Raw genomic sequence first — 6,507 nt, forward strand, 5'->3', positions numbered from 1 at the left:
GGAGCAACGCAGCTTTGCCGCCATCGGTGCACGGCTGGAGCCGGGCACCAGGTTGCCGGCGCCTTCCGGTGTCTTTCCGCGCTATCAGGTCGACTAGTCGTCTGGTCCGCACCTTCACCGGGCGTTACGTCGACTTTGCGCACCGAGATCGACGTTTTGGCAACAAAGTTCACGTGCAGGCCTGCCAAAACGTCGATCTCGACGCTGGGAAGGCAACTCCCGGCCCCCGAGCAGAACGCCCGGATCGCGACGGAGTTCATGGCCGCGGCGGCCGGCGGTGATGTGCAGGCGGTGATGTCTATGCTGGCCCCCGACGTGGTCTGGACCGCCGACAGCAACGGCAAGGCCAGCGCAAAATCAGCCGCCGCTGAGATTTCTGCCAAGCTAGAGGCGTGCGAATCGAACGGCTCGGCGATCTGGGCAGCCCCCACCAGGTGCTGCGCGCCATCGGCGACGCCACCAACCGGCTGGACCTGCCGCTACCGGCGGCGCTGACCGGCCAGTGGTTCGGCGCGCTGGCCGTCATCGCGCCGAGCCTGTCGGTTCAGCCCGTCGACCCGGCCGAAGCGTTCGACGTGCGACCCGGCTCACACAGCACGACGGTCGGCGGCGGCTGGATCGGCTACCTGTCCTATCCCGATCCGGGTTCCGGCGGGCAGCCCGCGCGGGTACCCGAGGCTGCCGGCGGCTGGACAGATTGCGTGCTGCGCTGTGACCTCGACCGGCAGTGGTGGTACGAGAGCCTGTCCGGGGCAACGATGCCCGGCTGGCTCGCTCAAGCGCTCAGCACTCCAACACCCGCGCGGGAGTTCCGGATCGACTGGGACGCCGCCGATCGTGCGGCGCATCGCGCCGGGGTGCTGGCCTGTCTGGAGGCCATCCGGGCCGGCGAGGTGTATCAGGCATGCGTGTGCACCCAGTTCACCGGCACGATCGCGGGGGATCCGCTGGACTTCTTCCTCGACGGCGTCGCGCGCACCGCGCCGGCCCGGGCGGCCTACGTCGCCGGGCCGTGGGGCGCGGTCGCGTCACTGTCACCGGAGCTGTTCTTGTGTCGCCGTGGCGATCTGGTGACCTCGAGCCCGATCAAGGGCACGCTGCCGATCGACGCTCCCCCGTCGGCGCTACGTGCGTCGGCCAAGGACGTCGCGGAGAACGTGATGATCGTCGACCTGGTTCGCAATGACCTGGGCCGGGTCGCAGTCACCGGATCGGTCACGGTGCCCGAGCTGCTCGTGGTGCGGCCCGCGCCGGGGGTGTGGCATCTGGTGTCGACGGTGTCGGCGCAGGTTCCACTCGAGCTGCCGACCTCGGCGCTGCTGGACGCCACCTTCCCGCCGGCGTCCGTCACCGGCACACCCAAACTCCGCGCCCGCGAACTTGTTTCGCAATGGGAGCAATCACGACGCGGGGTCTATTGCGGCACAGTGGGTTTGGCCTCCCCGGTGGCAGGCTGCGAGTTGAACGTCGCGATCCGCACGGTGGAATTCGACGCGGTGGGCAACGCGGTGCTGGGCTCTGGCGGCGGGATCACCGCCGACTCCGACGTCGACGCCGAGTGGCAGGAATGCCTGCACAAGGCGGCACCGATCATCGGGGCCGGCGTGGCATCATCGTCGGGCGCGCAACACCGCGTCGTAGAGCTCGCGCCGTGACGGCGCGCCCGGAGTCGCGGAAATCACTTGCGCGCAAGCGTCTTTGACGCCCATCCCGTCGTCGACCAGATCGCTCACCACAACCACCAGTGCGGCCAGGTCGGCCTGAGGCACTGCACCGGCCAACACGACGGTGATCTCGCCGAGCACGCCGTCGGCCGCCCAGGCGGCCAGCTCGTCCAGCGATCCGCGCACCACTTCCTCGTGCACCTTGGTCAATTCGCGGCAGACCGCCGCACGCCGGTCCCCACCGAGTTCGGCGACCGCGTCGAGCAGGCAGGCGGGCAGGCGCCGCGGCGACTCGAAGAACACCGCGGTGCGCTGTTCGGCCGCCAGCGATGCCAGCCAGCCCCGGCGGGCACCCTGCTTACGCGGGGCGAAGCCCTCGAAGCAGAACCGCTCCGACGGCAGACCGGACACCGCCAGCGCGGTCGTCACCGCCGACGGGCCCGGCAGGCACTGCACCGGCCGGCCGGCCTCGACACAGGCGGCCACCAGTCGATGGCCGGGGTCGCTGATCAACGGCATCCCGGCGTCGCTGACCACCAGCACCGTCGCGCCGGCGCGAATTTGCTCGACCAGCGCGGGCACCCGGGCCGCTTCGTTGTGGTCGAACAGGCTGACCACCTTTCCGCCGATCACCACATCCAGCGCCCTGGCCAAGAACCTCAACCGGCGGGTGTCCTCAGCGGCCACGATGTCGGCGGTGGCCAGCGCAGCGATCAGTCGCGGTGACGCGTCGGACGGCTGACCCAACGGCGTGGCGCCCAGCAGCAGTCGACCGTCTGTCATGTGCCACAGCCTACGATCGGATCCGATGACCACGATCGAGACCGACGACCTCGTCGCCGACGACGAAGTACCGGTGATCAGCCCGGGCCCAGTGGCCCCGGCGCCCGATTTTGGTCCCGTCGACCGACTCCAAGGCTGGGTGGTCACCGGTGTGGTCACCATGCTGGCCGCGCTGACCCGAACGGTGAACCTCGACTCGCCCACCGACGCCACAACCCCGATCTTCGACGAGAAGCATTACGCGCCGCAGGCCTGGCAGATGCTGCACAACCACGGGGTGGAGGACAACCCGGGCTACGGCCTGGTCGTGCATCCCCCGGTGGGCAAGCAGCTGATCGCGATCGGCGAGGCGCTGTTCGGCTACAACGGGCTGGGCTGGCGATTCACCGGCGCGATCCTGGGCACGGTCATGGTGGCGCTGGTCGTGCGGATCGTGCGGCGGATCAGCCGATCGACACTCGTCGGCGCGATCGCGGGCCTGCTCGTCATCGCCGACGGGGTCAGCTTCGTGGTGGCGCGCACCGCGCTGCTCGACGGATTTCTGACGTTCCTGGTGCTGGCGGCATTCGGTGCGCTGATCGTCGACCGCGATCAGGTCCGCGAGCGGATGCATATCGCGTCCGCGCAGGGCCGCATCGACGAGACGCTCTGGGGGCCGCGGCTGGGCGTGCGGTGGTGGCGCTTCGGCGCCGGCGTGCTGCTCGGCTTGGCTTGTGGGACAAAATGGTCCGGCCTGTATTTCGTGGCGTTCTTCGGCGCGATGTCGTTGGCGTTCGACGTCGCGGCCCGGCGGCAGTACCGGGCGCTGCGGCCGTGGCTGGGCACGGTGCGCCGCGACCTGTTCCCGACGGCCTACGCGCTGCTGGTCATTCCAGTCGGGGTGTACCTGGCCAGCTACGCGCCGTGGTTCGCGTCCGAAACGGCGATCGACCGGCACGAGGTCGGCCAATCCATCGGCCCAAAGTCGACTTTCCCACTGCCGCTGCCCGACGCGATGCGTTCGCTGTGGCATTACACCGCCAATGCCTATCATTTCCACGCCGGCCTGACGAATGCCGCGGGCAATTACCACCCGTGGGAATCCAAACCGTGGGCCTGGCCGATGTCGCTGCGGCCGGTGCTCTATGCGATCGACCAGCAGAACGTCGCGGGCTGCGGCGCGCAGTCGTGCGTCAAAGCGGTGATGCTGGTTGGCACACCGGCACTGTGGTGGATTTCGGTGCCCGTGCTGTTGTACGCCTGCTGGCGGATGCTGGTACGACGCGACTGGCGTTACGCGGCGGTACTGGTCGGCTACTGCGCCGGCTGGCTACCGTGGTTCGCCGACATCGACCGGCAGATGTATTTCTTCTATGCGTCGACCATGGCACCGTTCCTGGCAATGACCATCGCGTTGATCCTCGGCGACATCCTCTACCAGCCAGGTCAAGGCGCGGAGCGTCGCAGCCTCGGGCTTATCGCCGTGTCTTGTTACATAGCAATGGTTTTCACGAACTTTGCCTGGTTGTTTCCAGTGCTCACCGGGCAGCCGATTTCGCAGAACACCTGGAATATGGAGATCTGGCTGCCCAGTTGGCGTTAACGCTGGACGCGACCGGTTGTCCACAAACATCGCCACGAAAGAGAACCCGGGGTCGCGCTGCCGCGCACAACCACTGCCGTGGCATCTGTTTCGCGTGAAAAGTCAGCGACTCCCGCTCAACTCGCAGGTGTCGCGCACCTTCGGCGAATAGGTGATATCGCCGCACTCGCATTCCCAGGTGGTGTGCCGACCCCGACCGCAGGAGCATGACCTGCTGCCGACCATCATGTGTCCAGGCAGCAGCCAGTGGCCGCGCGCGCAGCGGTAAGGGCGCTTGTCGGTGTACAGGACGAGATCGTCGTCAACATCAATAGTCACAACCACGACAGTGCCAGTTTCCGCGCAGCATGGGCAGTCGAGCGACCGCATCGTGACCCTTTGGTGTCCCGTTTCGCGCGTGTCGGTGACCTGATCAGTCCCGCAACGCATTACCTGGGCTCATTGAGGTCGTGCCCGGTCGTGAACTGCCGCCCGGTGAACCCACCGCCCCGTGAATCGAACAATTGTGCGATACAATCGGCACTGTGGCGATCGCAGTACAGGAATCGTTGTTCGAGTGCAACGAACGCCTATCCCTGGGTCAAGGAGCCTGGATCGACATCCGTTCCGGTTGGCTGACCGGCGTCGATGAACTGCTCGGCCAGCTGCTCGAGACCATCCCGTGGCGGGCCGAACGCCGCCAGATGTACGACCGCGTCCTGGAAGTCCCGCGGCTGGTGAGCTTCTACGACCTGACCGCCGACGAGGCGCCTCATCCGTGGCTGGCCCGGATTCGGCGGCGGCTCAACGACATCTATGCCGGCGAACTCGGCGAGCCGTTCACCACAGTCGGGCTGTGCTGGTATCGCGACGGGTCCGACAGCGTCGCCTGGCACGGTGACACCGTCGGCCGGAGCAGCGTGCACGACACCATGGTGGCGATCGTCAGCCTGGGCGCCACCCGCACATTCGCGCTGCGACCTCGCGGCGGCGGTTCATCCCTGCGACTGCCGCAGGCGCACGGCGATCTATTGGTGATGGGCGGCTCATGTCAGCGGACCTGGGAGCACTCGGTGCCCAAGACCTCGGCTCACACCGGGCCGCGGGTCAGCATCCAGTTCCGGCCCCGCGACGTCCGTTAGCGGTCAGTCTTTGATGGCGGCGACCGACTTGACGAGCAAGTCGCGGGCTTGTTTGGTGTCGACAGGCTTCGGTGGCTGACCCTGCACCAGCATCGGGTTGGCGGTGACGATCACCTGGTAGTCACCGAAATGCGCGGAATAGTTGTACAGTTCGCCGCTGCGCGGTTTGCCCTGCACCACGGTCTGCAGGACACGGTGTACGCCGAGGGTGCGGGTGCCCTCGATCTGCGGTACCTCGACCACTTCGATGAGGCCGCGAACCCGCCCGCCCTGGAACGCCACCTTCTTGCAGTTGCGCGACGGCTCCTCGAACGGCACCGGCGCCGACGTCTGCACCGCCATCGCGATGAAACGCCCGCCGTCGCCTTCGGCGGCTACCGCGGCCATGTTGCCCTGTAGACCCGCCGGCATGTCCCCGCCGACGACAAATGACGCACAGTCGGGCGGATCGAACGTCAGCCCCGGCGGCAGCTTGTGCGTCGCCAGCACCTTGGGGTCGATGCCGGTCTTCGCGGTTTCCTTCACCTTGTAGCCCGGCCCGAAGTCGGACTTCACCTTCGCGATCTTGGCGATATCTGCTTGAGGGGGCGCCTCCGACGGTCCGTGGGAGCAAGCCGCCAATAGACAGACCCCCCAGATGGCCAACGCAATCCGCATCATTGAGGCCAATCTAACGCACCGCCGCTAACCGCGTACGGCCGATACGGTTTTCACCAGCAGGTCGGCGGCGAATTGCGGCGTCAGGGCCGCATGCGGCGAGCCGGGATCGCTGATCAGCGTGGTGAACGCATAGTAATCACCCAGGTACGCGGTGAAGGTGCTTGCCTGCGAACCGATTTCATTGCCACCTTCGACTGAGGTAACGATGTCGGCTGTCATCCCGACGGTTTCGGCGGCGTCGATGTGTGGCGCGTCAACCAGGTGAACACGCGCACTGGCCCGCCGGCCGGTCATGGTCCACTGCCGGCATCCGGCAAGCAAGGCGTGATCCAGTACGCCAGGCCCTTCAACCACCACGGCGTACACCGTGCCCCCCGGTCCAGATCCCGAAATACCCTGCGTGCGTCCACCTTCGACATGAATAGGATTGGCCAGCGGTGCGCAACGGGCCGGGTTCGCAACGCCTGGTCCCCCGAGTCCCCAAATGGCCGCTGGCGCAGTCACATCCAGCGCCTGCGCTACCTCGTAACCGGGCGGAAGGTCGCGTCGCACGCGCCTGACATCGGCGGGGTCGACGTGGCGCACCGCCGCACTCTGTGCCGGCGCCGGCGGCGGCTCACTCGGCCGGCCGCACCCTGCGAGCAGCACAAGCACCGCCGCTGCCGAAAGACGCATGCTAACTTACAGCCCGAATAAC

At 67.2% G+C, this 6,507-nt stretch carries 8 protein-coding genes and 1 pseudogene; 5 read left to right on the forward strand and 4 right to left on the reverse strand.

All coding sequences use genetic code 11. The features are described from left to right. The 3 genes and pseudogenes from AC2VOG_RS00960 to AC2VOG_RS00970 all read left to right on the forward strand — a co-directional run. Nucleotides 1–97: hypothetical protein (locus AC2VOG_RS00960; protein ID WP_486938051.1), on the forward strand; the 97-nt coding region annotated here is incomplete at its 5' end. A gap of 158 nt (nt 98–255) precedes the next feature. After that, nucleotides 256–354, forward strand: a pseudogene (locus tag AC2VOG_RS00965) (RNA polymerase subunit sigma-24); the annotation flags it as partial. A gap of 38 nt (nt 355–392) precedes the next feature. Further along, entirely contained in the window at nt 393–1,655 is a 1,263-nt protein-coding gene (locus AC2VOG_RS00970) for an aminodeoxychorismate synthase component I (protein ID WP_486938044.1), read from the forward strand. Here AC2VOG_RS00970 and rsmI read toward each other — a convergent pair. After that, nucleotides 1,611–2,447, reverse strand: coding sequence for a 16S rRNA (cytidine(1402)-2'-O)-methyltransferase (gene rsmI / locus AC2VOG_RS00975; RefSeq protein ID WP_486938045.1), 837 nt, complete (start codon nt 2,445–2,447; stop codon nt 1,611–1,613). The two genes, AC2VOG_RS00970 and rsmI, sit on opposite strands and share 45 nt — an antisense overlap. A gap of 25 nt (nt 2,448–2,472) precedes the next feature. Here rsmI and AC2VOG_RS00980 point away from each other — a divergent pair, with 25 nt between their 5' ends. Next, nucleotides 2,473–4,029 carry a dolichyl-phosphate-mannose--protein mannosyltransferase gene (locus AC2VOG_RS00980; RefSeq protein WP_486938046.1) on the forward strand — a complete coding sequence of 519 codons (1,557 nt, stop codon included), beginning with the start codon at nt 2,473–2,475 and terminating at the stop codon, nt 4,027–4,029. A 102-nt stretch (nt 4,030–4,131) separates the two neighbouring features. Here the strand turns inward: AC2VOG_RS00980 and AC2VOG_RS00985 are convergent, their stop codons facing one another. After that, nucleotides 4,132–4,347, reverse strand: a complete 216-nt coding sequence (locus tag AC2VOG_RS00985; RefSeq protein ID WP_486938047.1) for a hypothetical protein — start codon at nt 4,345–4,347, stop codon at nt 4,132–4,134. 206 nt (nt 4,348–4,553) lie between these two features. Here AC2VOG_RS00985 and AC2VOG_RS00990 point away from each other — a divergent pair, with 206 nt between their 5' ends. After that, nucleotides 4,554–5,150, forward strand: a complete 597-nt coding sequence (locus AC2VOG_RS00990) for an alpha-ketoglutarate-dependent dioxygenase AlkB (protein ID WP_486938048.1) — start codon at nt 4,554–4,556, stop codon at nt 5,148–5,150. Between the two features lie 3 nt (nt 5,151–5,153). Here the strand turns inward: AC2VOG_RS00990 and AC2VOG_RS00995 are convergent, their stop codons facing one another. Continuing rightward, entirely contained in the window at nt 5,154–5,810 is a 657-nt protein-coding gene (locus tag AC2VOG_RS00995; RefSeq protein ID WP_486938049.1) for a DUF5642 family protein, read from the reverse strand. Between the two features lie 24 nt (nt 5,811–5,834). Beyond that, on the reverse strand, nt 5,835–6,485 hold the full coding sequence (locus tag AC2VOG_RS01000; protein ID WP_486938050.1) for a DUF5642 family protein: 651 nt from the start codon (nt 6,483–6,485) through the stop codon (nt 5,835–5,837). Nucleotides 6,486–6,507 lie beyond the last annotated feature (22 nt).

The sequence above is a fragment of the Mycobacterium sp. TH-M11 genome (assembly GCF_057473725.1).

Bases quoted from the DNA above. Each gene is read 5' to 3' on its own strand.
- AC2VOG_RS01000 (WP_486938050.1), bottom strand. From the start codon at position 6,485: ATGCGTCTTTCGGCAGCGGCGGTGCTTGTGCTGCTCGCAGGGTGCGGC.
- AC2VOG_RS00995 (WP_486938049.1), bottom strand. From the start codon at position 5,810: ATGATGCGGATTGCGTTGGCCATCTGGGGGGTCTGTCTATTGGCGGCT.
- rsmI (WP_486938045.1), bottom strand. From the start codon at position 2,447: ATGACAGACGGTCGACTGCTGCTGGGCGCCACGCCGTTGGGTCAGCCG.
- AC2VOG_RS00980 (WP_486938046.1), top strand. From the start codon at position 2,473: ATGACCACGATCGAGACCGACGACCTCGTCGCCGACGACGAAGTACCG.